Annotated in this window: 27 protein-coding genes and 2 pseudogenes; 11 read left to right on the top strand and 18 right to left on the bottom strand. The window is 37.0% G+C overall.

All coding sequences use genetic code 11. The features are described from left to right. Positions 1-15: 15 nt before the first annotated feature. From BR72_RS11955 to BR72_RS11975, 5 genes are all read right to left on the bottom strand, one after another. A complete protein-coding gene (locus tag BR72_RS11955) occupies positions 16-396 on the bottom strand; it encodes a DUF309 domain-containing protein (protein WP_035433332.1) in 381 nt (126 codons plus the stop codon). 87 nt (positions 397-483) lie between these two features. Then, on the bottom strand, positions 484-1,110 hold the full coding sequence (locus tag BR72_RS11960; RefSeq protein WP_035433334.1) for a 3D domain-containing protein: 627 nt from the start codon (positions 1,108-1,110) through the stop codon (positions 484-486). Positions 1,111-1,195: 85 nt separating this feature from the next. Next, positions 1,196-1,513, bottom strand: a complete 318-nt coding sequence (locus BR72_RS11965) for a YuiB family protein (protein ID WP_035433336.1) — start codon at positions 1,511-1,513, stop codon at positions 1,196-1,198. Between the two features lie 15 nt (positions 1,514-1,528). Then, entirely contained in the window at positions 1,529-2,026 is a 498-nt protein-coding gene (locus tag BR72_RS11970) for an NUDIX hydrolase (protein ID WP_035433337.1), read from the bottom strand. A 187-nt stretch (positions 2,027-2,213) separates the two neighbouring features. Further along, positions 2,214-3,422 (bottom strand): NAD(P)/FAD-dependent oxidoreductase, encoded by a 1,209-nt coding sequence (locus BR72_RS11975; protein ID WP_035433338.1) that lies wholly within the window; start codon positions 3,420-3,422, stop codon positions 2,214-2,216. Positions 3,423-3,994: 572 nt separating this feature from the next. Here BR72_RS11975 and BR72_RS11980 point away from each other — a divergent pair. The 4 genes from BR72_RS11980 to BR72_RS11995 all read left to right on the top strand — a co-directional run bounded on the left by BR72_RS11980 (position 3,995) and on the right by BR72_RS11995 (position 7,647). Further along, entirely contained in the window at positions 3,995-4,984 is a 990-nt protein-coding gene (locus BR72_RS11980) for an NAD(P)/FAD-dependent oxidoreductase (RefSeq protein ID WP_035433339.1), read from the top strand. 262 nt (positions 4,985-5,246) lie between these two features. Beyond that, positions 5,247-5,723 (top strand): GyrI-like domain-containing protein, encoded by a 477-nt coding sequence (locus tag BR72_RS11985; RefSeq protein ID WP_420482255.1) that lies wholly within the window; start codon positions 5,247-5,249, stop codon positions 5,721-5,723. A 183-nt stretch (positions 5,724-5,906) separates the two neighbouring features. Further along, positions 5,907-6,224, top strand: a complete 318-nt coding sequence (locus BR72_RS11990; protein ID WP_035433341.1) for a magnetosome magnetite crystal formation protein family — start codon at positions 5,907-5,909, stop codon at positions 6,222-6,224. A gap of 172 nt (positions 6,225-6,396) precedes the next feature. After that, positions 6,397-7,647, top strand: coding sequence for an MFS transporter (locus tag BR72_RS11995; RefSeq protein ID WP_035433342.1), 1,251 nt, complete (start codon positions 6,397-6,399; stop codon positions 7,645-7,647). Between the two features lie 16 nt (positions 7,648-7,663). Here BR72_RS11995 and BR72_RS12000 read toward each other — a convergent pair whose 3' ends face one another. Then, positions 7,664-8,554, bottom strand: a complete 891-nt coding sequence (locus BR72_RS12000) for a helix-turn-helix domain-containing protein (RefSeq protein ID WP_035433343.1) — start codon at positions 8,552-8,554, stop codon at positions 7,664-7,666. 98 nt (positions 8,555-8,652) lie between these two features. Here BR72_RS12000 and BR72_RS12005 point away from each other — a divergent pair, with 98 nt between their 5' ends. Continuing rightward, positions 8,653-9,105, top strand: coding sequence for a 2-thiouracil desulfurase family protein (locus tag BR72_RS12005; RefSeq protein WP_035433344.1), 453 nt, complete (start codon positions 8,653-8,655; stop codon positions 9,103-9,105). Positions 9,106-9,350: 245 nt separating this feature from the next. Here the strand turns inward: BR72_RS12005 and BR72_RS25605 are convergent, their stop codons facing one another. Further along, complete coding sequence (locus BR72_RS25605; RefSeq protein ID WP_081904872.1) at positions 9,351-9,497, bottom strand: FbpB family small basic protein; 147 nt, start codon at positions 9,495-9,497, stop codon at positions 9,351-9,353. Between the two features lie 252 nt (positions 9,498-9,749). Between BR72_RS25605 and BR72_RS27670 the strand changes: the two are divergent. Next, positions 9,750-9,886, top strand: a pseudogene (locus BR72_RS27670) (IS4 family transposase); the annotation flags it as partial. A 160-nt stretch (positions 9,887-10,046) separates the two neighbouring features. Here BR72_RS27670 and BR72_RS12010 read toward each other — a convergent pair. The 6 genes from BR72_RS12010 to BR72_RS12035 form a co-directional block, all read right to left on the bottom strand. Further along, positions 10,047-11,384: an amino acid permease gene (locus BR72_RS12010; protein ID WP_035433345.1), complete on the bottom strand. Its 1,338-nt coding sequence runs from the start codon at positions 11,382-11,384 to the stop codon at positions 10,047-10,049. 482 nt (positions 11,385-11,866) lie between these two features. Next, positions 11,867-12,037: a hypothetical protein gene (locus BR72_RS26730; RefSeq protein WP_177206951.1), complete on the bottom strand. Its 171-nt coding sequence runs from the start codon at positions 12,035-12,037 to the stop codon at positions 11,867-11,869. 86 nt (positions 12,038-12,123) lie between these two features. Next, the gene (locus BR72_RS12015; RefSeq protein ID WP_035433347.1) at positions 12,124-13,377 is read right to left on the bottom strand and encodes an ATP-binding protein; all 1,254 of its coding nucleotides are present in this window, start codon (positions 13,375-13,377) and stop codon (positions 12,124-12,126) included. A 455-nt stretch (positions 13,378-13,832) separates the two neighbouring features. Further along, a complete protein-coding gene (locus BR72_RS12025; RefSeq protein WP_035433349.1) occupies positions 13,833-14,186 on the bottom strand; it encodes a HesB/IscA family protein in 354 nt (117 codons plus the stop codon). Between the two features lie 41 nt (positions 14,187-14,227). Beyond that, positions 14,228-15,094: a diaminopimelate epimerase gene (dapF, locus tag BR72_RS12030; RefSeq protein WP_035433350.1), complete on the bottom strand. Its 867-nt coding sequence runs from the start codon at positions 15,092-15,094 to the stop codon at positions 14,228-14,230. A gap of 221 nt (positions 15,095-15,315) precedes the next feature. Beyond that, the gene (locus BR72_RS12035) at positions 15,316-15,555 is read right to left on the bottom strand and encodes a YuzB family protein (RefSeq protein WP_035433351.1); all 240 of its coding nucleotides are present in this window, start codon (positions 15,553-15,555) and stop codon (positions 15,316-15,318) included. A gap of 403 nt (positions 15,556-15,958) precedes the next feature. On the opposite strand from BR72_RS12035, the gene BR72_RS12040 reads away from it, so the two are divergent. Beyond that, positions 15,959-17,029, top strand: coding sequence for an NAD(P)/FAD-dependent oxidoreductase (locus tag BR72_RS12040; RefSeq protein WP_035433352.1), 1,071 nt, complete (start codon positions 15,959-15,961; stop codon positions 17,027-17,029). Between the two features lie 45 nt (positions 17,030-17,074). Here BR72_RS12040 and BR72_RS12045 read toward each other — a convergent pair whose 3' ends face one another. Next, the gene (locus BR72_RS12045; protein WP_035433353.1) at positions 17,075-17,578 is read right to left on the bottom strand and encodes a DinB family protein; all 504 of its coding nucleotides are present in this window, start codon (positions 17,576-17,578) and stop codon (positions 17,075-17,077) included. 147 nt (positions 17,579-17,725) lie between these two features. On the opposite strand from BR72_RS12045, the gene BR72_RS12050 reads away from it, so the two are divergent. Beyond that, positions 17,726-18,670: a helix-turn-helix transcriptional regulator gene (locus BR72_RS12050; RefSeq protein WP_035433354.1), complete on the top strand. Its 945-nt coding sequence runs from the start codon at positions 17,726-17,728 to the stop codon at positions 18,668-18,670. A gap of 393 nt (positions 18,671-19,063) precedes the next feature. Here BR72_RS12050 and BR72_RS12055 read toward each other — a convergent pair whose 3' ends face one another. The 3 genes from BR72_RS12055 to BR72_RS12065 all read right to left on the bottom strand — a co-directional run bounded on the left by BR72_RS12055 (position 19,064) and on the right by BR72_RS12065 (position 20,529). Continuing rightward, a complete protein-coding gene (locus tag BR72_RS12055) occupies positions 19,064-19,861 on the bottom strand; it encodes a nucleotidyltransferase domain-containing protein (RefSeq protein ID WP_035433355.1) in 798 nt (265 codons plus the stop codon). Beyond that, positions 19,849-20,139 (bottom strand): hypothetical protein, encoded by a 291-nt coding sequence (locus BR72_RS12060; protein ID WP_035433356.1) that lies wholly within the window; start codon positions 20,137-20,139, stop codon positions 19,849-19,851. Before BR72_RS12060 ends, BR72_RS12055 begins: the two co-directional genes overlap by 13 nt. A gap of 81 nt (positions 20,140-20,220) precedes the next feature. Further along, positions 20,221-20,529, bottom strand: a complete 309-nt coding sequence (locus tag BR72_RS12065) for a YuzD family protein (protein WP_035433357.1) — start codon at positions 20,527-20,529, stop codon at positions 20,221-20,223. Positions 20,530-20,707: 178 nt separating this feature from the next. On the opposite strand from BR72_RS12065, the pseudogene BR72_RS12070 reads away from it, so the two are divergent. Then, positions 20,708-20,926: pseudogene (locus tag BR72_RS12070) on the top strand (NifU family protein); the annotation flags it as partial. Between the two features lie 279 nt (positions 20,927-21,205). On the opposite strand, the gene yutH reads toward BR72_RS12070, so the two are convergent. Next, complete coding sequence (yutH, locus tag BR72_RS12080; RefSeq protein ID WP_035433358.1) at positions 21,206-22,207, bottom strand: spore coat putative kinase YutH; 1,002 nt, start codon at positions 22,205-22,207, stop codon at positions 21,206-21,208. A gap of 116 nt (positions 22,208-22,323) precedes the next feature. Here yutH and BR72_RS12085 point away from each other — a divergent pair, with 116 nt between their 5' ends. Beyond that, on the top strand, positions 22,324-22,815 hold the full coding sequence (locus tag BR72_RS12085) for a phosphatidylglycerophosphatase A family protein (protein ID WP_035433359.1): 492 nt from the start codon (positions 22,324-22,326) through the stop codon (positions 22,813-22,815). 1,009 nt (positions 22,816-23,824) lie between these two features. Further along, positions 23,825-23,998, top strand: a complete 174-nt coding sequence (locus BR72_RS26735) for a hypothetical protein (protein WP_197059945.1) — start codon at positions 23,825-23,827, stop codon at positions 23,996-23,998. Positions 23,999-24,002: the final 4 nt, after the last annotated feature.

Consider the following 24,002-nt stretch of genomic DNA (forward strand, 5'->3'; position numbering starts at 1 on the left):
GGAAAATGCGACAATTCAAACTTCTTCCATATATAAATTAAATGGCGGGAATTTGGGCAAATCCTGAATTTGCTCATATGGAATTTGATCGATCTCTTTCGGTAACATTCTACGACACGTTTGAATGAATTGTACAACTTTTTCAACATTTAAATCCCAATAAACCTTGCAATACGGAGTTAAATACATTTCAGCTACTTCCATCATCATTCGTGCGCCCTTTATATTCCCGTAGCTATAATGATACTGTGCGACTGTCATTTGTAATAAACCTTTTAAAAACAAATTCTCTCGGTCTTCAAGCCACATTTCTTCTAATAAATCATGACACGTATAATAATCGCCTTCGTTATACTTTATAAAAAACTCATAATACGCTAAAGGATAATCTTCCATGACTTCTCTCCCCTTACTGCGCTTTTTCTTCTCCATTTCACTTTATAATAACTAACAAAAAATAGTCTAGCGCCACAAGCGTCTAGACTACTGTTGTTTTAAATATTGTGCGCGAAACACTTGCATTGTTTCGTCTTCATTTAAAAGTACTAAATCTTGTTCAGTAAGTTTGCCATTTCCCGTTTTTACAACGTAAACATTCAATTTTTTCTTTCCCCATTGATCGTATACATCTCGCACGGTTTCATAATATAAATCAAGACGATTCCCTTTAATTGCACCGCCTTTATCCGCCACAACCCCGTATCCATATCCAGGTATGAATAAGATTGTCCCAATCGGAAATACGCGAAGGTCAGCTGCTATTGTTGAATATATATCCCGCTTTACTTTCACACCGGAATATGTAATCCCGTACCCAGGATGTCCTTTTGTTTTTCCTGTTGACTCCATACCAGCCGTATATCCTGTTGCCGTAACTTCCATCTGGCGATACTTTGACCAATCTTTTGCATTCTCTAAAGCACGAATAACTTCGGTACTTGGAATCGCCTGCTTATTTTGTTCAGCTGCGTGTACTACTTTCACTTCATTTTTCTTATACATATGAATCATTTCAGAAAGAGAGATTCCTGACATAGCTTGCCAAGTTACACACAATGCAAATACAAATAAACAAACCATCATTATCCGAATGCTATATCGTTTTATCATTTTTATTTTCCACACTCCTTCATCGTTATTGTGCCCCAACCGATGAAGAAAATATTCATGAAAAAAAGCTCCTCAGAAAGGAACTTCAAAACATTTGATATCCACGTTGCCGCAATGATTTAATTACAATACCAGACAGAGCAGCACCAACTAAACCCGTTGATAAAATGAAAATGTCAGCTTGTCCAAGATGAAGAAAACTTGTTCCTAATGAAGAAAATGCTTCTTTCGGCTTTACAAAATAATCTAAGAAATCAACTTTATCAATAATAAATACACAAATAAGCGGATATACAACAAGCATCACCCATGTTGCCCGTAAAATCATATTTAATAAAAAACCAATTCCAAAAAATAAAACTAAGAATAACATCATAGAAATTAACAAAACAGGTATGCTCATTATTTCCATCCCTTCTTACTTATTTTCTGTATCTCCAACAAAAACGTTATATGCTGTATAACCAAACTGTTCCCCTGGATTTAACATCCCGTCCATTTGTAATAGCGGAGCTGGCATCGCTTCTAATAAATATTTTATTAACACAGAAGCATTTTCATCATGAATGATATCTTCTGGAAACAAAAATGCTCCTTCAGACAATTCTCGCTCTTGAATGACAATGTCTTCTCCTTTTGGCTCTAAAAGAAAAATAATCATATTATCACTAATCTCACCCTGTATGACACCCGATCGAACACCCATGATTCCTTTTACACTCGTAGCAACTCCCGTTTCTTCTAACACCTCGCGTTGCACTGCTTGATCGACCGTTTCGCCTTCATTAACAAAACCAGCAGGCAATGACCATTTTCCTTTTAATCCGCCATATGTCTTCTTAACGACAAGCCATCTTCCATCTGATGTTATGACAAGGCCACTTACAGCTAACCACACCTTTCCACGTTTACTCATTACTAGAAACCCCTTCCGGACAAACGAACAGAATATTCATTCTTTTCTTTCATTATACTATAAAGATTCCAAAAGGAGAATGAGACCCCCTTTGTAAAAAGAACTTTACAAACATCCAAATATTCAGTAAAATCAAAAATAAAAAACAGAAATAGCTATGATAGCCATTTCTGTTTTGAATTATAAATTAAAATAGTTTTAATTTACCTTTTTTCAGAACTAATAAAGGTCCGCCAAGCATGAACAAGTAACGGTTATCGATTACTTTCTTCATGAATGAAGCTTTCCAACCAGTTAATTTTTTGCCCATTACAACGCCCATTGCATCATCATGACCTAGTGAACATACAGAACCTTTGTTATCGAATACAAACTTCTGCGTTTCGCCTTTACCGCGAACAAGAACAGCTAAGTTATGTGCAATGTTGTAACCTTGTTGAATTGCGATTTGTGCTGTCGGTGGATATGGACGATTAATTTCTTCGTTAATAATTAACGCTGCATCACCAACCATGAATACTTCTTCATGACCTGGAGCGTGCATGTACTCATCCACTTTTACACGGCCGCGCATTGCTTCAAAACCAGACTCTTCTACAATACCGTTACCGCGAACACCTGCAGCCCAAACTACAGTTGCAGATTTCAATAATTCTACATCGTCGCCGTTTGCAACAATAATACCTTCTTCAGTTGCTTCTTTAATTGCTGTACCGATGCGGAATTCTACACCTTTTTTCTCTAATTGTTTTACAGCGTACTCAACTAGCTCTGGATCGAAACCTGGAAGTGCTGTTGGAGCAGCCTCAACACAGATAATACGCGCTTTTTCGCGTGGAACATCATACTCTTTGCAAAGCTCAGGAATACGGTTCGCAAGCTCACCTACATACTCGATACCTGTAAATCCAGCACCGCCGACAATGATTGTAACTAACTCATCGCGTTTTTCTGAAGCATATAAAGAGAACATGTACTCCATATGATCACGAATTTGACGAGTTGCATTAATGTTAGCGATAGAGAATGCATGCTCTTTTAATCCTTTAATTCCAAACGTTTCAGACTCGAAACCAAGACCGATTACTAAGTAATCATACTCTAGCTCGCCATTTTTTAAGATAATGCGCTTTTCAGCTGCTTTAATTTCTACAACTGTGTCTTGCACGAAGTTTACTTTGTTTGTGTCGATTACATCCTTAATGTCTAAACGAACCTTATCATGATGCAACGTACCAGCTGCACTTTCATGTAACCAAGTTGCTTGATAATGATAGCTGTTGTTATTTACTAATGTGATTTCAGCTTCACTTACAGATAATGTTTTTTGCAGACGAACAGTAGTAATCATTCCGCCATAACCTGCGCCTAAAACTACGATTTTTGGCTTCTTCAACCTAATCACACCCCTCTTCTTTATATAGATATTTAAAAATAATAAAAATAGTGCTAAAACAAATTAACTGCTAAGAATGTAGATTTTTTCACATTCTTAACAAAATCAATAACAAGTTCAAAAAATGTTACGAAATTTGTCACAAAAAATTACCACATTTACTTTCCTATATTAGTCGTTTTCTCTTTACTTTTCAAGCACTTGTAGAATTATCGATATTTTAAAATAACATGGTCTTTTTAAGTTTTCGACATTTGCTTATTTGCGAAGCAAATACAGCTTCTTACTGGATTCCTTCACTTTCTCTTATGCCGTATATATACTGAAATACCAACAAAAATACACATAATTACCAAACATTACATCCTTACTTATTGGCGAGTTTCTTCTATATAATAAATCTATACGAAGTGCATACACAATTCAGTCGTTTCTACAGTATTTTTTCATAAAATATGATATTATTTGTCTTGAGTGCGCTTGCACTCCGCTCATGGAAGTTTCGTATAACATACATACGAGTGTATATAGGATACGCACGAAAAATTTCCTAATTATAGGGGGAGTAAACAGTGACAGAAAATCAAAAGGTATACGACATCACTATTATTGGTGGAGGCCCAACTGGATTATTCACAGCTTTTTATGGCGGTATGAGACAAGCAAGCGTAAAAATTATTGAAAGCTTGCCACAACTCGGCGGTCAATTATCCGCATTATATCCTGAAAAGTACATATATGATATCGCAGGTTTTCCGAAAATTCGTGCACAAGAACTGATTAACAATTTAAAAGAACAAATGAAAAAGTTCGAACCAACCATTTGCTTAGAAGAGGCTGTTCAAACATTAGAAAAACAAGAAGATGGCGTGTTCAAACTTGTAACAAATAAAGAAACACACTATTCTAAATCCGTTATCATTACAGCTGGAAATGGTGCGTTCCAGCCACGTCGTTTAGAATTAGAAGGTACAGAAAAATTCGAAAAAACAAACTTACACTATTTCGTTGATGATATGAACAAATTTGCCGGCAAACGCGTTATCGTCTTTGGTGGCGGAGATTCTGCAGTGGACTGGACAATGATGTTAGAACCAATCGCAGAAGAAGTAACAATCGTTCACCGCCGTGATAAATTCCGCGCACATGAGCATAGCGTCGAAACGTTAATGAACTCACGCGCACAAGTAAAAACACCATACGTTCCAGTTGAGCTGATCGGTGAGAAGAAAATTGAACAAGTTGTCCTACAACATGTGAAAACAGAAGAGAAATTTATCATTGATGTTGATGATGTCATCGTTAACTATGGATTCGTCTCTTCTCTCGGTCCAATTAAAGACTGGGGATTAGATATCCAAAAGAACAGCATCGTTGTAAACTCCAAAATGGAAACAAACATCCCTGGTATTTACGCAGCTGGTGACATTTGCACATACGAGGGGAAAGTAAAACTAATCGCATGCGGATTTGGCGAAGCACCAACAGCAGTAAACAACGCAAAAGCATACTTCGATCCAAATGCAAAGCTGCAACCAATGCATAGTTCTAGCATGTTTTAATAAAAAGAGACTGATTCCAAAGATGTACATTTGGAATCAGTCTCTTTTTTATGCGCCCAACAATATATTGGCGGAATTGAGGCATTTATCGGCGCTTTTTACGATATATCGACGGAATTGGAACGTTTATCGGCGCTTCGACACAATTTAAAGACCACTCGACGATGTTCGACACACAATCGACTACCCTCCCACTGTATAATTATGGTACAATCGATAAGAACGTTTGTTCCCAACAAAAAAAAGAGAGGATGATATAATAATGCAACCTACACTTATAAAAAAAGAAGCTTTTCAAGCCACCGGGATTTCTATTACTACAAACAACGAACTGGAAATGTCCAGTGCTGGAAACATCCCTCACCTATGGAATCGATACTTCCAAGAACAAATCACTAATCAAATTCCAAACAAAGCTACACAAACAGAAACACTTGCACTATATTCCAACTATGAATCTGATGAAACAGGTCGCTATACGTATACAATTGCTGTTCCTGTTTCTACTGTCATTGATACACCAGAAAACATGACATCATTCACAATCCCAGCTGCTACGTACGCCGTATTTACAACGCGCCGAGGACCACTATCCGAAATCATCGCAGAAACATGGCAAGACATTTGGGACTGGTCAAAAGAAAATAACCGCGCCTTTACAACAGACTTCGAACTGTATGACGAACGAGCTTTCGATCCAAACGATGCTCAAGTTGATATTTACATTGCACTATCTTAATGCACAAAAAGACACAGCGGCGGCTGTGTCTTTTTGTGCATTCGTTTTAAACCTTACATTACTATCGCCTAATCTTACAAAACTGTTATGTTTCTGTAAGATTAGGCGATAGTAAGCCAACAAGTTCTCCTACATAATAAGCATATAAACAACAAGCAAACACAACTTTATGAGGTGATATATATGAATGGAAATAAAATATTATCTGCGCTTTCTTACTTTAGTGTTCTTTTTGCCCCTATCTTGTTCCCGGTAATCGTTTGGATTGTAGGCGATTATGAAACAAGAGGTCATGCTAAACGCGCTCTATGGACACATATTCTTCCAAGCATTGCAATCTTGATAGGACTTGCAGTATTAGGAGTTCTGGGTGTTGGTTTTAATCAACCAGATGAGACACTTGCGATTGGCTCAGTAATTGTGGCATGTATTTGTGCCCTAATTAGCCTATACTACTTTATTTGGAATATGGTAAAAGGAATTCAAGTTATTAAAGGATAAAAATACAACCACCCAATACCTCCCCTAAGAGACATTTGGTGGTTTTTCCTTTTTCAGCTAAAAAATCCGCTGGGCAAATCCCGATTTTTTGAATACAATAAAAAAGTATCTGTATAGAAAGATTCGAAACTGTTAACAAAGATAAAAAGACATATGACAGAAAGGGATTCATATGGAGGAATTACAGAAAAGTAAACCCGCCTTAGAAGAAACGGAAGTACCTTTATTAAAAAATACAAACTTCCTATTTCTTTGGGCAGCTACTCTATTTTCAAGCTTTGCCTTAGCATTTTTTACGTTTTCTCAAACGTGGTACATAGCAAAAACGTTAAATTTAGAAGCATCACTTGGCGTTGTTTTTGTCGCTCTTAGTGTTCCACGCCTCATCTTCATGATTATCGGCGGAGCTGTCGCAGACAAATTTCCGAAAAAAAATATTATGTTTTATTCTAATATTATTCGGGCATTTCTTGTTGCGATCATTCTCATTTGGTTTATTGTCGGTCACGTCACACTATACACATTTGCTTTATTTGCACTTTTCTTCGGCTTAGCTGATGCCTTTTTCTGGTCCGCTGATGGTTCTATCTTACCTGAGCTCGTAGCGAAGCAGCGTCTTACACAAGCAAATTCACTTACACAAATGACAAACCAAGCATCAGTTATTTTCGGCCCCGTCTTTGGCGGGATACTGATTAAATTTAGTAATTACGAGACAATCTTTACAGTAACCATTCTATTATTAATTATCGCTGCCATACTAATTCAAAAAGTCCATTCAAATGTAGGACAAGAAGAAAAGAATGAAAATAAAAGCATGTTCACTTCTATTAAAGAAGGCATTCTTTATGTGAAAGAATCATCGTTTTTATCAACGTTTCTTATTTGCAGCGCCTTTTTAAACTTATTTTTGATTGGGCCAATGCAAGTTGGATTTCCGCTGTTTATTAAAAATGTACTGCACGGTGACTCTTTGCAATTTAGTTATTTAGAAGCAGCAGTTGGCGGCGGGATGGCCATTGGCGCTGTTATCGTTGGACTGCGAAATATTAATCGCCGCCGCGGGTTATTTTGCATTATTATGATGCTATTGTCAGGTGTTTTCTTCTTGTCTATTAATTTCAGTACAACACTTTGGCAAGCGCTTCTTTCCGGCTGCTTTTACGGCATTACAATCGCAATGGCAATTGTGCCGTTAATGGCTATGATTCAATCGACTGTAAAAGAAGAAATGATGGGCCGCGTAATGAGCTTACTCATGCTATCGTCAATGGGCTTTATCCCGATTTCTTATGCAGTTACATCACTTGCCTTAGCAGCCGGAATACCGATTGTTACAGTGATGAAAAGCGGCGCTATTGCGGTCATTGTCTTTGTACTCTTTATCGCAATTCGCGTTCCAGTTGTACGGAAATTTGATTAAAAGTAGGAGTTATGCCTCAGACGCATAACTCTTTTCTTTTTTCACTTTCAAATGGATTATATAAAACAATCCCGCTATTCCTCCTTGCTGCCGCCCCCCAATCTAGTGCAACATCTAGAAATAACGCCTGCATCGTACTATATAAAAGCGCTCCAAAATCTTTGCGAATTTCACCACACTTATACGCCCTAACAACACTTTTTGTCCGCCGCATGATTTGCACTTGTATATCATCATGAATCATCAGTTGCTCCCATAACAGCCCTACCTCGTACAAACCACTCTTTTTGTAAGCGAGTTCCACTTTACTCCAAGCAAAATTAATTGTTTGTGGATTTTGCGACATCGGTGCAATTGCATTTATAAATTGCTGTGGTATATCATGACGACAATACGTCGCATCCATGTTATACGTTTTTGTTTTCTGTTGTATTTTGAAATTGTTTTCATAAACACTAGTTTCCGTCTCCTCATTCAAGCGCTCCTCCTTACAGTCTTCTGCACTTTCGCCATTTTCACATGCGGTCATTTGCATGCGGTCACTCATGCGGTCAACAGCCTGTTTACAAAACACATACAAATTCGCACTATATCCGCCGCGCTTATGTCTTTCTTTCGTAAACACACGCTTAATAATCTCAAGTTGTTCAAGCTTCGCAACAGAGCGGCGCACAGTTCGAATACTTTTTTCTATTTTCACCGCGATTGTTTCCATTAACGGACATGCAACGCCAACTGTTTTTTGTTTTTCATTCACCGCATATCTCCCTAACAAACGAATGACAAGGAAATCCGTTTTGTTAATCTCAGTTTGATACTGCATCAAAATCTGCTCTTGATATGTATTAAACTCTTCTTTATTTTGGAATTCACTATGTTGCTTCATTAATGAATACAATTTACTCATATTTATCGCCCCCATGTATAAATAAGAGTAAAAACATAAAAGTGGCTGAAGATTTTGTTGTATGATTAAAATAAAATTTATCAAACTGAGGTGAAAAAATGATCGTAATTAGTGCATGTTTAGCCGGCGTTGCGTGCCGCTATGACGGAAACGATAATCTCGTCGCAAAGATTGGGGAACTACTCGAAAAAGAAGAAACAATTCTTATTTGTCCGGAAGTGTTAGGCGGATTACCAACGCCCCGTACACCTGCTGAAATTATCAGCGGAAACGGAGACGATGTCTTGGACGGAACTGCAAAGGTAATAGACCGAGACGGAAATGATGTAACAGACATCTTTATTGCAGGTGCTTATAAAGCATTGAATCAAATAAAAGACTTAAATCCTGAATATATTATTTTGAAAGAACGCAGTCCGTCATGCGGAAGTTCTATTATTTACACTGGGGATTTTAATGGGCAAAAACAAAATGGTTACGGCGTTACGACTGCATTATTTAGACGACATGGGTTTACAGTGATTTCCGAGGAGGATTTTACAAAAGAATAAAGTGAAACTTTAATCAGTGGGGGTTTTCTTCATCCCCCACTGATTATCAGCCCTCACCAATCGGGCTTTTACGGACAGTTATCCCCCACCTATCTTCTTCGATTTTCTCGGAATTTTGAGGTGGGGGTCTTCCTGTCCACGAATAGCGGGATAAATTCATTTCGTTTACATTTATATAGATTGTTATCTTCTTTTCATTTTCTATCTGTGAATCAAATTTTCATTATTTACACAAACTCGCTTTATTACGAAGCCGACTTTTTCGTCTCATAACGCTGTTCAATTCGTTGCTCGATTCTTTCCATCGCTTGTTTATCATTCAATATATTTTGTTTATTTTCTTGCACCAATTCTTTAAAAGATTTATTTCCTAATTTACTATGCTTTTTCATCTTAATCATTCCTCCTTATTTTCTATAAAACTTTTCACTCTTTATGAAAAACTTGTCTTTATTTGTCGAAAAATTCTACTTAATTAGATGATACTATAACTTTCTTGTTTTCAAAGGATAATTATTTGAACATTTCATGAAATCTATAAACTCCGACGAAAAAATACATTTATTTTCCCATCATAGAAGTCGATACTATGCAGATGACGCGAAACTAGTTTTCACACAAAAAGAGTGTCCATCTTTAGACCATTGTCAACTTCCTATGCAGAGAGCTATAAAGGATCTGGGGGAGTGCTTCTGAAGCAGGTGTGAAGATTCAGTTGGAGTATGAGCTACTCTTTAGAGAATTTCTAGAAATGGAGACAGACCACGGCACTAGTAACGACGCAAAATAGGAGCAAGAGCGGATCAAGGGAAGTTGTCTTTGCGTATTGATTTTACTCAAAGGCCGTAAAAAAATGCCCCTGATGCCAATGGCATCAAGGGCATTTCTCTAAAGTTGATAGCAATACCCCTATAGAATGAATACTCCTAAACTAAGAATCATTATTTCGATTCCTTTCTTCCAATAAAAATAGATAAACCAGATAAAAGGAGAAGAATACTTACGCATACAATAGAGTTAATTATATTGCCTGCATTGAACAAGAAGAAAATAAAAATAATTGCCAAGGCTGCTGCCGCAAACAAGGTGCTGTACGGGAATAACCACACACGAAAATACGGCATTTTAGAATACTGTTTACGCAACTTGAATTGCGCAAGGCAGATGCTAGTCCAAATAAGCAGAACAGTAAACCCTGGGATAGACATCATATAACCAAAGACGTGCTCTGGTGTGAGGAACGCGATAAAAGCTCCAATTAATAAACCAATACAACTGACAAGAACTCCCCATATAGGAACACCGCGCTTAGTAAGACGAGAGAATAGAGCAGGCGCTTCGTTATTTTGTGCCAGAGAGTACAAAATGCGAGAAGTAGCATACATTCCTGAATTGGCAGCCGACAACACAGCGGTCAATAAAATGAAGTTCATAATATGCGCTATACCTTGTAATCCAGTTGCAGAGAAAACCTGTACAAAAGGACTGCCTTGCTTTCCTACTTCGTCCCAAGGGATAAGTCCAGTGATGATGAGAATAGGTAATGTGTAAAATAAAACCACTCGGAACATGACCCCTTTTATTACTTTCGGAAGTGTCTGTTCCACGTTTTTCGTTTCTGTTACAGTTAACCCGATTAATTCTGAGCCTCCGAAAGAAAAGACGACTATTAGGAGTGCTGTGAAAATACTTCCCCATCCTTTTGGAAAGAATCCGCCGTGACTCGTATAGTTTGTAAAATATGTTGCTTCATGATTTGGAATGAAGCCAAATAATAAGGCAAAACCAAGCAAAATAAATAAAACAAGAGTAATGATTTTGAAACTCGCAAGCCAAAACTCTATTTCACCGTAAAGTTTGACGCTAACCAAATTGATAAAAAGAAGAAGCGCAGTACATGCTAAACTAAGCAACCATAAAGGAGCGGATGGAATCCAATATTGTAAAAAGCTCCCCCCAGCTAAAACCTCAACAATAATAACTAAAATCCAGTCGATCCAGTAGAGCCAACCAATGACAAAGGCGAAACGTGAACCGAAAGCTTTTTGAATCATCCCTTGAATGTTTAAACCAGGATAAGCAATCGCCATTTCCGCTATTGCACTCATAACAATGAGAAGAAGAAATCCTGCAAATAAATAAGAAAAAACAATGCCGGGTCCTGCAGCTGAAATTGTATCTGCACTTCCTTTGAAAATCCCTGTCCCAATCATCCCACCGATTGCCATAAGCCTAATATGGCGCGGTTGCAGTTCGCGTTTCAAGCTTTGTTGTGCCATGTCTACTCCCCCTTTAGTAATAAAATAGAAACAAGGTTAATATCTTTTTCTCGAAAGTGATTACGTAACATCACTAACTGCTGCATAGTCCTGTAGAATTGTCTTAATATTTAAACTATACAATAATCTTTTTAATCTTGGCATATATTTTTGAAACGTATGTTGTGAGAATATGGCGGGGAACGTTTTTTGAAACATCCTAAGTTAGTAAAAAGAACCTTTTTATGGAATGAATGATTTTATCCCGCATTAACGGGCATTAAGACCCCCACCTCAAGATTGAAAGAGAAGCAAAGAAGATAGGTGGGGATATAACTGCCCGTAAAAGCCCGATTGGTTCAACTAACCATCAGTGGGGGATGAAAAACCCCCCACTGATGGAAGTTTCACTTTATAGGTATCGTGATGTTTTTAACTTTTAGCCCTTGATTTTTGCTTAAAACAAAAAAATAGTGGCGATTTTTTCATCACCACTATTTTTTCTATTTAGAACTGTTTTTGAGTATTTGAATGTTTTTGTCTCTTTCTCCAGCATCGGAAAGTTCCTCTGAAAATTCATGGTCTGCTTTCTTTCCTAACAGTAGTTCAGATGACCGAATTGTGCTGGATGGCAAATTATTATTCGGCGTGGCCTGTTCGTTCCATTTTCCCATCAAAATCACCTCTTTTTTATTATTGAATTTTTGTCATGATTTTATTTAAAATCTCTAATAAAAAAAGCTCTTGATTTCGTTTTTAATCAGCAAGGTATAATGATAGAAAATCGTGTTCCTTTTCCTTTTGTACTCTCTATTTCTATATCTCCATTTAGCTCTCTAATAATGCTATACGCAATCATGGTGCCTAGCCCAGTTCCTTTTTCTTTTGTTGAATAAAATGGCGTGGCAATCCGCTTTATTTCTGTTTGGGACATTCCAACTCCCGAATCAATGATATCGATTACAAGATTGCCCTTAATTTTTTGCGCATGAATTTGTAATACTCCGCCATCTTTCATAGCTTCAATTCCGTTTTGTAAAATATTAGTGATGCACTGTTTTAATTTTTCAGGATTCGCATTTATATTCAAACACTCTGGAATATCTTTATGTATTTCAACGTTATATGAAAGCGCTAGCGGAGAAATCATATTTGTTACTTCCCGAAAAACACAATTTATATTCAGTGGTTTTTTCACTGTATTTTGTGGTTTTGTTAGAGATAAATAATCATTGATAACCAATTGTACTTTTTCTAATTCCATCAACATAATTTTCAAGTATTCATCTTGAGACGTTTTTGAAAGCTCATTTTCACGGAATAATTGAGTGAATCCATATACAGTCGTCAGCGGATTATGAACTTCATGTGCAATCGATGCCGCTAATTCACTAGCTGTATAAAATTTTTCAGCTCTTTGAATTTTTTCTTTCATTTTAAATTTCTCGATCATTCCCTCTATTAAATAAATAGATAATAATCCTGTGAAGGCGTTAACCACTACATAATTAATCAAAAACCAAATAAAAACGGTTTCGATTTTACCATATATTTTAATTTCGTTCATTATAGCAAAAGCAGAAAAAGAACTAGTACAACTTAAAAGCAATAGTGTGTTAAATAATACTTTGTTTCGTCTAAAATAAACGGGAAGAAAATAACGTAATATGATCGTAATCGTTGTAATGATAGTAGATATAATAACTGATGAAAAAAAACCGTTTCCACCTAAGTAAAATCGATAAGCAATATATACAATACCTGTAAAAACAATGCTTCTTTTATTTCCGTATAGAATCACTAAAAGAAACGGAATAAAACGCAAATCATAAATATACCCATCATGTAAATGAATAGGGAATGTCATACAAAGAACAATTGCAATCGATGAAAAAAAAGAAATTAATATATGATTAAGTGGTTTTCTTTCTGCCTTATCCAACCAAAATACTTGATAACTAAGGATACAAATGATAATAATAAATGCATTTAATAATAGTGTAGAAATTCCCATACTCTGTACCTTCCTAATTTTTTGTAAGGGGGACCATGTACTCTTCCCTGAAAACTCCTTTAATTCTATATTATGTTATTCGAATTTGCTAGTTCGTTATGTTTTCTGATGTTAAAAATAATAGATAGGTATAAGTGCTTTTTATTGTTTATATTCATTCGGTGTAGAGACATACAAGGAAGAGGAAACGGGAAAAGCCACACGGAAATAATTACAGAAAATTCTGTCAATTTAAAAAGAAAAACCATCTTCTCTTCTATATGATTATTCATCTTAACATGAAAATAAGCAAATAACAACAAAAAAGCTCGAATTTCTACTTTTTTCGCCATTTTCCCCCTTTTCGTTCTAAGCAAAATAAAAACCCTCTTAACGAATGAATTTTGTCATTCACCGTCAAGAAGGTTTGTATGATCAATCATTATAAATGCACACTATGCAAATGTTATCTGGTGCTAACATTCCTCAGGCTTACCAGCATTCGTCGCTGTGCGGAATGATGATCCGCAGCCGCATGATGCGATAGCATTTGGATTATCGATTGTAAATCCGCCGCCAAGCATCGATTGTTTATAATCGATTTTTACTCCTTTTACAATTGGAGTACTTTCTTTATCAATAACAAATTCAACACCGAAAAACTCAAGTACTGTGTCGTCTTCATTTGGTTCTCTTTCAAATCCTAAACCGTAAGAAAGACCGCTACATCCACCGCCGTGTACAGCAAGGCGAACGTATCTTTCTCCTTCTTCAGCGTCTTTTAACATATCTTTAATTTGATATGCTGCTTGTTCTGTTACAGTAATCATAGAATCCACCTTCCTTTCTTCTCTCGTTCTATTATACATCTTTACTCTTCAATCTTATAATAATATACACCGCTGCAAGTGACTTCTGCTGGACCATTCATAAGAACTGTTCCTTCTTCTGTCCATGTAATCATTAAATCTCCGCCGGCTAAATGAACCGTGATTTCTTGGCCTCGCTTCATCTTTCCATTTAAGATTGCCGCTACAACTGCAGCACATGCTCCTGTTCCGCATGCTTGTGTAATGCCAGAGCCGCGTTCCCATACACGAAAATGCATTTCACGATCATTCAGTACCTCAATAAATTCGACGTTTACGCTTTCTGGAAACATCTCATGTGTTTCTAATACAGGTCCTAACGTTGTCAGCGGTGCTTCTTCAATATCCTCTACAAAAATAACAGCATGCGGATTTCCCATTGAGGCAGCTGTAAATGTATAGCGGTGATTATTATAAAGGAAATCTTCACGAATAAACGGCGTTTCCCCTTCACCTAACATCGGTAAATCAACGCGTTTTAACCTAGGTGCCCCCATATCAACTGTAGCCGAAGTTACAATTTCACCTTCAACTTTTACTTTTGCTGTGACGATTCCTGCTAATGTTTCGATTGTGAAAACAGTCTCTTCTACTAGTTTATGCTCGTATGCGTACTTTGCAACGCAGCGCAGTCCATTCCCGCAGCTTTTTCCTTCTGAACCGTCTTTATTAAAAATACGCATTTTCACAGGCGCAACGTCAGATGGGCAAATCAAAATCATTCCGTCAGAACCAATTCCAGTATTCACATCCGATACTTTTTCAGCAACTTGTGCAAGATGCTCTTCTGCAATTTGTTCTTCAAACATATTTACATAAATGTAGTTATTCCCAAGTCCGTGCATTTTTGTGAAAGAAAATTGTGCCATTGTTTTTCACTCCAAAATTTTTGATTGTTATAAGTATAAAATGAGCGCTTTTGGAAAACAATAAGAATGTCCCCCGTTTCTCATATTCAACGACAATTTTGGTGTAACAATGTCGTGCTTACACATATAGTGTAAGCAAAAAGCCCTTCAACAAAAGGGCTTTCTTTTTTTATATCTCCTAATACATTCAATTGAAAAAGACGCTGCCTCATTGCAACGCCCTAAAACATTGGGTTTTCATCTAAATAATCATATATATTTTTCACAAGTTCATCCGGTGTTTCGCCTTTGACAACTTCACCGTTTACAAGTGCATATGGTCCTTCAAAGCAAACGCCACAATACCCAAGACACCCGTACTCAATCACATCTAAATTTGGATCTTTCTCCAATTGTTCACGTGCCTTTTGTGCACCGCTCGCAAGGTTGCCAACACAAAATTCAATTAACGGTTTAATCAACCTTAATCCCTCCTGTATCTATTTCAAAGCTTGTTTTATAACAGTAAGCCTAAGATGTTCGTCTAAATCCAGCGAAAACAACTGACATACCCAATCATTTCCTACTAGAAAACCACAACATTCTACTAATTCTGAACGAGTCGCTACTATGCAAAATACACCATGACCTTCACTCGCTCACCTAATAAGAAAAGGGCTTTATGTCGTTCTTCTACTTATTTTTATATAGAATGGCCTTTAACATCGCTTTCACTTTCTTACTATTGTACAACAGAGTATACATTCTCGCATTGTTATTTACTTCAAAATTCGATATAATTTGAATGAGTAAAGTCAAAATATTTTTTTAATATAAAAATTTCTATGATTAGGGGATATTTCAACAGAAAAGGGGTAATCCATCATGAAGCACCTCGTAATACTTGGTGGCGGCTACGGTGGAATGAGAGTTTTACAACGTCTTCTTCCGAGCAACCAACTTCCAGATGATGTTCAAGTAACATTAATCGACAAAGTACCGTATCACTGTTTTAAAACAGAATACTACGCATTAGTGGCAGGAACGATTTCTGAAACGCATATTCGCATTCCATTTCCAGAGCATCCACGATTAAACATTCAATACGGTACTATAACCAACGTTGATCTAGAAAACAAAACTGTTCATCTTGAGGACGGTGAAGTTGTCAATTATGATGACTTAATTATCGGACTTGGTTGTGAAGATAACTATCACAACGTTCCAGGAGCGAAGGAAAATACATACAGCCTTCAATCCATTGAGCAAGTTCGTCAAACATATCAACAACTAAATGGTTTAGAACCACATGCAACAGTTGCTGTTGTAGGAGCTGGGCTAAGCGGCGTTGAGGTCGCAAGTGAGCTTCGCGAAAGTCGTCCAGACTTAAACATTTATTTATTCGACCGGAAAGATCGCATTCTTTTCCCGTTCCCAGAAAAATTAAGTAAATACGTAGAAGAGTGGTTTTTAAAGCACAATGTTACAATCATTCGCAATTCGAACATTACAAAAGTAGAACCAAATATTGTGTATAACCACGATGAACCACTTGAATGTGATGCAATTGTATGGACAGCTGGCATTCAAGCAAGTGAAATTGTTCGTAATCTGCCTGTCGAGCATGATAATAGCGGCCGGGTTGTATTAACAAAATATCATAATATTCCAGATTACGAGAATGTATATGTACTAGGTGACTGCGCTGCGCTGCCACATGCACCATCTGCACAGCTTGCAGAAGGTCAAGGTGAACAAATTGTCCAAATATTATTAAAACGTTGGAACAATGAAGCATTACCAGAAGAACTGCCTGTTATTAAACTAAAAGGTGTTCTCGGTTCTCTTGGTAAAAAACATGGCTTCGGTTTACTCGCAAACCAGCCGTTAATGGGCCGCGTACCTCGCCTTTTAAAATCAGGTATTCTTTGGATGTATAAACATCATAATGGTTAAACAAAAAACAAGAGCCGCCATGCAGCTCTTGTTTTTTCTGTTGCTTCAAAGTGGTGGATTTTCCATCCCTAAATGAGCCCAATCTTCTTTTGGTGGACCATATACACCAAATGGTTTTATTCCTGCTTGACGCATAAGAACTGTAACTTGTCCACGATGATGAACAATGTGCTTAATTAGTCCCATTAGGATTGTAGCATTTGATTCTTGCCTTCCAAACGCTTCTTGTATTTGCTCTAGGGATTCATCCGTCCATTGCTCTTCAATAACTTTGGATGCACTGAAACTTATATCCTTAAAGGTTTCAGCAATTTCCTCTGCTGAAGTTGGTACACTTTCTGCATGTTCTACTCCATCTATCTTCAACCCAAAATGAGCTAAATATTCTGGAATACTTGTTGTAAAATGCCATGCAATTCTCCCTAAAGTACGACCTTCTGGATAAACTTGTTGTTTTAATGAATCATCTGTCAAACCATCCAAAACTTTTTGAGTTAGCATTGCTTCCCTATTCCATTCTTTAATAAAGTCTGAAATTGTTACATACATAGTTATGCCTCCATTATAAATAATTATTTGCGAATCTGTACTATCACTTCATTCAGTATTTACATAACTAACTTCTTGAATCATTTTTCTATTAATGATTGTATATTATAATAGTGACAGATTGTGTCATAGTTATTGGAGGTATTTATGTCTAAAGCAAAAAGATTAAATGAATTGATTATGATGGTTAATCGAATGAAACGATTTACTGTTGGGGGATTAGCACAAGAGTTTGGTGTTTCAACAAGGACAATTTTGAGAGATTTACAAGAATTAAGTGAAATGGGTGTACCGCTTTATTCAGAAGTAGGTCCGCATGGCGGTTATCAAGTCTTAAACGAAAGAATTCTTCCTCCCATCGCATTTAGTGAGGATGAGGCTGTCTCTATATTCTTTGCCCTTCATACATTAAGACACTATATTTCCCTTCCATTTGATATAGAATATGAATCAATAAAAAAGAAATTTTATTTAAATCTTTCTGGCGATATTAGAGATACGATTGACAATATGAAAGATCGAGTTGATTTTGTGTCGATACATCAACAAGAAGAAATCCCATTTTTAAGACAATTGTTAAATGCAGCCATTCAACAACACGTTATTATAATTAATTATGAAACAAATGGAAGGACTAGCAATAGAAGTATTCAACCGATTGGCATTTATGCGAATGAAGGAAAGTGGTATTGTCCATCCTATTGTTTTTCTAAAAAAGATTATCGAGTCTTTCGATGTGATCGTATACAATCTGTCGAACACGACGAAAATACGAATCCAATTGACTTATCCAATATTACTTTAAAAAATCGTTTTTCCATCCTGAATGATTCCAAAGAAACATTTGAATTATATGTAGAGTTAACTCAGAAAGGTGTAGAAAAATATCAATCCGTTACATGGCCAAATACTCAGTTGATTAAAAGAGAAGATGGTTTAGGAGCTGTAAGAGGCACTATCTCAAAACATGATATTATCTTTTTTTCAAATTACTTTATCACATATGGAGAAAATGCAATTATAAAAAAACCTGTTGAATTAATTAAATATACAAAAGAAAAATTAACTAACATGTTAAACCAATATGACTAGTTTAAGATAAAAAATGGGTGTTATTCTTCTGCACATATTCCTACTAGTTAGTGATATACCGATGTTGATATGAAAGTAAAACTAGCCATCAGTAGGAAATATGGCCCACTGATGGCAGTTTCATTTTATCCCGCATTAACGGGCAGTAATACTCCGCCTCAAAATTCAGCGGATGCATTGTCCAGCTCTAGCGGCTAGAATCTCCGGTCGTTTCACCCCCTCGGACGAGGCCAAAAGCGCCTCTCTGTCGGGTGCTCCAACGTCCTGCGATTCTGAGCGAGCCGCTTCCGCTTTTCTTAAGAAGTTAGGCGGGAGATAAATTGCCCGTAAAAGCCCGATTGGTGAGGGCTAATAATTAGTGGGGGATGCCCCCCCACTGATTAAAGTTTCATTTTATCTTTCCCACCTCTTCTTACATTCCTCTATCCAAAACAACAAATACTGCTTCGTCATCTGAGCGCGTCTCCACCTTGATAAAGACGGTTTTAATCCTTCTTTTTGACGAACCCAGTACACCTCTTGCAGAAGCGGTTCCCATTCTTTACAACGTTTCATCATATATTGCAGCCCTTCATCTTTCGAAACAATCCGTTCCATTTCTAGCGTGCACATAATACGTCCCATTGTCACAACTGCAGACTCTACCCATTCTGTAGACAAAAATAAGTATGGACGCTTTACTTTCTCACTCCAATATTGTTCCACATTGTATTTCATTGTGCTTACAACATCATCCCACGTTACCTCATACGGAAGCTCGTTTGCCTGTTGACCAAAAAACGTAATACCGCTATTTTTTATCGTCCACCACGTCACAGAATTAATGTCCCAATGTCCTTCATTTATTTTTCCATCTGAACAATATAAGTACGGTGACATCTCATGATTTTGCTTTCCGACATGAACAAGCGGAATATACATCCCATCCATTCGTTTACCGAGGTCATCTGTACGGAGCCTCTTATGTAATTCACGGATTTTCACTTTCTCTGCTTCACTGACTTGTTCTTTCATAACCGTTACAAAGTCAATATCACTCGTTTCCAGATGAAACGCATTTAGCGCTAATGAACCATACACATACACACCAACTAGCTTTTCTTTTGAAATGACTTTTTGAAGTTCATTCACATATTGATTTAAAAAGAACTCCACTTCTTTTGGTATAGAACGCTCCGTTACGATAGCCATAAGTATACTCCTAACGATGCTGCCATATTAGGAATTGCGGCAAATGCGTTCATTTTAGCAGATTGAAAGCGAGATTCTTTTCGCGTCGGCTTTGCCGAAGTAAATGTCCCACGTGCTCCTAAAATGAATCCATCTATACAAAGAAATACTGCACTAGCTAAGAAAAAGAGGCCCAGCCAACCTGCAAACGGATAAACCATCGCTGCATCCCCTGTCATATAAGCAATACCACTGACTACAAAAAGCCCGATTATCCCTATTACAAACCCTTTCTTCATCTCGTTCATCCTCCTAAGCACAGAAAAAGCCCTTGCGATTTGAAATCTACGTTGCAAGAGCTCTGTGAGTGATAAGTTATATTATAAATATTTCTCAATTTCTTCGTATACATCCTTTAAGCGTGGATTTCCTTCTCCAACAATCTCATTATTTACGAGAACAACAGGATAAAACAAGTCATCTTCAATGACACGCTCAGCAAAAGCGCGTTTTTCTTCCTCTTCTTGCTCCTCATGAATATCCACATATTCAAAATGGAATTTCTCTTCTTGTCCTTCATATTTCCGTCCGATCGCCGCTTGTAGCCATTCATACGTTTCCGTTGAAGACGGCATTCCAACGCAGCTTGCACATACAACCTTTGCTCCGTAAACACTTACTTTTATCATATTCTCTCCCCCATTTGTACATATATTTTTTTCCGTACCTTATTGTCACATATAAGCTGGAAACTTCCATAAACTATTTTGACAACATAAGAAAGACATAAAAAATAGATTTTCCCCTGTATCTTGATTATAATAAAACTGATGAAAGGAGTCGATAAAAATGGAAAACGAAAACTTACACGAACAAGTAGTAGAAGTATTAGATAAATTACGTCCGTTCTTACTTCGCGATGGCGGTGACGTAGAATTAGTAGATATCGAAGACGGTATCGTTAAATTACGCCTTCTAGGTGCTTGCGGCAGCTGCCCAAGTTCTACAATCACATTAAAAGCTGGTATCGAGCGTGCTCTTTTAGAAGAAGTACCTGGAGTAATTGAAGTAGAACAAGTATTTTAATGTAAAAGCGGAGCCGACCGTTTAGCCCCGACGGCTAAGGTTCTTTCCCGCAGAAGATGCTTTTTATCTTCTCGCGGGAAAGGTTCTTAGACGCAAGGGGCTGGGAGGCGGAGCTGGATAATTTAAAAGCGGAAGCGGCTCGCTCAGAACAAGAGGGGGATGGAGCTTCTGACATAGAGGCGCTTTTTGCCTCGGCGGAAGACGCGAAGCCACCGACTGTTCTAGCCGCTGAAACTAGAAGAAGAGACCCACCACGGTCTCTTTTTTCTAAATTACATATTACGTAAGCCAATCAAGCTTACGAATCCCTAACTTATCAATGGGTAGACGGATGAGGTCATAAAACTGTTTAAGAAATTGTTCCGACTGATCTACGCGCTTCAAAATGGTTTCTAACTTATCTTGATATACATATTTTTGCGACTCACTTCCCGCCAAGTAATATCCTTCAACTGTTTCAAAATAATGAAGCGGAAAGAGAAGACGAGCAAATAATAACCGCCAGCCAAACGAAGATAATGGATAGTTCCGTTCGTAGTCGGTTAAAAACTGAGCAATCGTTTCTTCCCAGTTCTCTTTTTTTTCCAAAGAAGTATGACGTACCCATTCAGCTAAGTCGCGACTTGGATGGTCATATACCCAATCAACCGGGAGCTTTAATCGCTTTGTCTGTCGCCAAAGCAATGGTGTAAATCGTTCCTGACAAATGGTTGCAGCATCAGCAACTTGAGGAGTATCATCAATTTCTGTATCTACTACATATTGAATCGCATTTTCGGCAAGACCTAAGTAGTACGGAAATGATTCAATAAATAATTGTTCAAACATATCAGTAGGGTGACTCACCATTTTAGATTGCCAAAAACGTTCGAGCTGATCTAATCGTTTTTCCCAAAGCGACTTCCATTCACCAATTCGGCTGAGATGTTCAATTTCTTCCGAAAAGAATGCACCGCGCTTATGAAATAACGATAGCTCACTTCCTGGTGAAATGACATTACGCTCTAACGTACGTATTCCTTTAAACAAACAATAATTTGTTTCTTCTATCTCACTAACGTAATAACCTTGTACGTTTGGCACAAACGTCGCAACGGTAATATCACCTTGCTGATTCATATAATCACTTAATTTCTTCATTTCAACAAGCTCTTCTTCTTGCAAATGACCGCTAGGAAGAAGCACATAAATTTTATTACGAACCCAAAAGCTGTTATAAGGACCAAGAGGTGTAAATTCTTTAACGTGTATATGATAGTTCTCATAAATATGTTGAATCATCGTACTCGCCACCTACATTTTTTCTATATATATATGAGCCGGTAATTAACTTTCATGCCTATGCACATCATACACCTATACGTATACAATATTAAAAAGAAAAAAAGGTGATAAACATGACACAACGAAATGAACTACAAGAAAGAGCATTACAATTACTACAAGAACGCGGTGTGAAAATTGACGATATTGCAGATCTCGTTCATTTTCTTCAAAAAAATTATCATTCAAATTTAACAATGGAAGAATGCCGTTATAACGTAGAACGCGTCTTATCCAAACGTGAAGTACAAAATGCCCTCATTACAGGAATTGAATTAGATGTTCTTGCCGAAAAAGGTTTGCTAAGTGCACCTCTTCAAGACATCATCCACCGCGATGAAGGATTATACGGTGTAGACGAAGTTGTTGCCTTATCTATCGTCAACGTATACGGTTCAATTGGTTTCACAAACTTTGGCTATATCGATAAATTAAAGCCAGGTATTTTACAATATTTAAACGACAAATCTACAGGTAAAGTTCATACGTTCCTCGATGATATCGTTGGGGCGATTGCTGCTGCTGCTTCAAGTCGTTTGGCGCATAGAGCTGAGCATGCTGAATAAAGTTAGAATTTATTTAGCTGGCATAATTTAAATGCAAAAAAATCAACTAAAATATAACGGACCATGATTTGCAAATCATGGTCCGTTGTATTTTTTCGTCTCTCTCTACTACATCACTCTAACTTCTATTACCAAAAACATTCATGATGATTAAAAATCAAAATATAGTAAGGAAATCATACAATCCAATGCCCCCACTACAACATACTCAACAACTCCCTTTACCTTTCATAAGGAGGTTTAATAATCTATAATAAAAAATTTGTATTTTATTGATAAAGTGAAACTTTAATCAGTGGGGGGTTTTCTTCATCCCCACTGATTATTAGTTGAACCAATCGGGCTTTTACGGGCAGTTTATCTCCCACCTAACTTCTTAAGAAAAGCGGAAGCGGCTCGTTCAGAATCGCAAGACGCCCACGCCCCTGACAGAGAGGCGCTTTTTGCCTCGTCCGAGGGGGCGAAACGGCCGGAGATTCTAGCCGCTAGAGCTGGACAATACTTTCACTGAATTTTGAGGTGGGAGTATTACTGCCCACGAATAGCGGGATAAATACACTTCAAACTTTTCCACATCTTTTTTCAGCTAACAACTATGGACCTTTTCAAGTTTACAATCATCAACATGAACATCTCTATAAATCTATATCATACCAAATACCCACTTTATTAATAAAGCGATTTAAAACTTTCTCAACTTTTATTAACAATAATAAAAGAAACACACAAATATATCCCTTAGAAATTAAGAGGTTTATCTTCATTTCCATACGCTTATTTTTCCTTCTCTACAAGGTTAAACACTCCAGATTCTATATATAACTCATAACATCCAAAACATCCTCAACTGCTTTATAAAGTTTATATTTATATGATTAATAACAATATATTTTAAATAAAATGTTTATCTTTGTAATTTTTGAGAAAATTTAATTTTATTTGAATATTTTGTTATATATTGTTAAAATTTGTATTGTATTACAACATTTCGAAAAAGGAGTTGTTAATTATGAGTAATGTTTTAGCAAAGTTATTTGGAGTAAAAAATGAAGTTGTTGGTCCACAATACTATGAGGAAGGTTGTGACTGGGATAGTTATTGTGGCACAAGAACACCTACACGACTTCGTCATTATGGTAACGGAAAATTTATTGCTGTTGGCTGCTGCTATGGTGGCCAGTAATATT

It is taken from the genome of Bacillus sp. UNC322MFChir4.1 (genome assembly GCF_000746135.1).
Taxonomy (GTDB): domain Bacteria; phylum Bacillota; class Bacilli; order Bacillales; family Bacillaceae_G; genus Bacillus_A.

Coding starts and splice junctions, on each gene's coding strand:
- BR72_RS11985 (WP_420482255.1), top strand. CDS start 5,247: ATGCAACCTACACTTATAAAAAAAGAAGCTTTTCAAGCCACCGGGATT.
- BR72_RS12010 (WP_035433345.1), bottom strand. CDS start 11,384: ATGGCACAACAAAGCTTGAAACGCGAACTGCAACCGCGCCATATTAGG.
- BR72_RS12060 (WP_035433356.1), bottom strand. CDS start 20,139: ATGAAGAAAGGGTTTGTAATAGGGATAATCGGGCTTTTTGTAGTCAGT.
- BR72_RS11965 (WP_035433336.1), bottom strand. CDS start 1,513: ATGAGCATACCTGTTTTGTTAATTTCTATGATGTTATTCTTAGTTTTA.
- BR72_RS12015 (WP_035433347.1), bottom strand. CDS start 13,377: ATGGGAATTTCTACACTATTATTAAATGCATTTATTATTATCATTTGT.
- BR72_RS12065 (WP_035433357.1), bottom strand. CDS start 20,529: ATGATAAAAGTAAGTGTTTACGGAGCAAAGGTTGTATGTGCAAGCTGC.
- BR72_RS25605 (WP_081904872.1), bottom strand. CDS start 9,497: ATGAAAAAGCATAGTAAATTAGGAAATAAATCTTTTAAAGAATTGGTG.
- BR72_RS12050 (WP_035433354.1), top strand. CDS start 17,726: ATGTCTAAAGCAAAAAGATTAAATGAATTGATTATGATGGTTAATCGA.
- BR72_RS11995 (WP_035433342.1), top strand. CDS start 6,397: ATGGAGGAATTACAGAAAAGTAAACCCGCCTTAGAAGAAACGGAAGTA.
- BR72_RS12045 (WP_035433353.1), bottom strand. CDS start 17,578: ATGTATGTAACAATTTCAGACTTTATTAAAGAATGGAATAGGGAAGCA.
- BR72_RS12055 (WP_035433355.1), bottom strand. CDS start 19,861: ATGGCTATCGTAACGGAGCGTTCTATACCAAAAGAAGTGGAGTTCTTT.
- BR72_RS12040 (WP_035433352.1), top strand. CDS start 15,959: ATGAAGCACCTCGTAATACTTGGTGGCGGCTACGGTGGAATGAGAGTT.
- BR72_RS26735 (WP_197059945.1), top strand. CDS start 23,825: ATGAGTAATGTTTTAGCAAAGTTATTTGGAGTAAAAAATGAAGTTGTT.
- BR72_RS11960 (WP_035433334.1), bottom strand. CDS start 1,110: ATGATAAAACGATATAGCATTCGGATAATGATGGTTTGTTTATTTGTA.
- BR72_RS12005 (WP_035433344.1), top strand. CDS start 8,653: ATGATCGTAATTAGTGCATGTTTAGCCGGCGTTGCGTGCCGCTATGAC.
- BR72_RS11990 (WP_035433341.1), top strand. CDS start 5,907: ATGAATGGAAATAAAATATTATCTGCGCTTTCTTACTTTAGTGTTCTT.
- BR72_RS11970 (WP_035433337.1), bottom strand. CDS start 2,026: ATGAGTAAACGTGGAAAGGTGTGGTTAGCTGTAAGTGGCCTTGTCATA.
- yutH (WP_035433358.1), bottom strand. CDS start 22,207: ATGATTCAACATATTTATGAGAACTATCATATACACGTTAAAGAATTT.
- BR72_RS11955 (WP_035433332.1), bottom strand. CDS start 396: ATGGAAGATTATCCTTTAGCGTATTATGAGTTTTTTATAAAGTATAAC.
- BR72_RS12000 (WP_035433343.1), bottom strand. CDS start 8,554: ATGAGTAAATTGTATTCATTAATGAAGCAACATAGTGAATTCCAAAAT.
- BR72_RS26730 (WP_177206951.1), bottom strand. CDS start 12,037: ATGGGAAAATGGAACGAACAGGCCACGCCGAATAATAATTTGCCATCC.
- BR72_RS12085 (WP_035433359.1), top strand. CDS start 22,324: ATGACACAACGAAATGAACTACAAGAAAGAGCATTACAATTACTACAA.
- dapF (WP_035433350.1), bottom strand. CDS start 15,094: ATGGCACAATTTTCTTTCACAAAAATGCACGGACTTGGGAATAACTAC.
- BR72_RS12025 (WP_035433349.1), bottom strand. CDS start 14,186: ATGATTACTGTAACAGAACAAGCAGCATATCAAATTAAAGATATGTTA.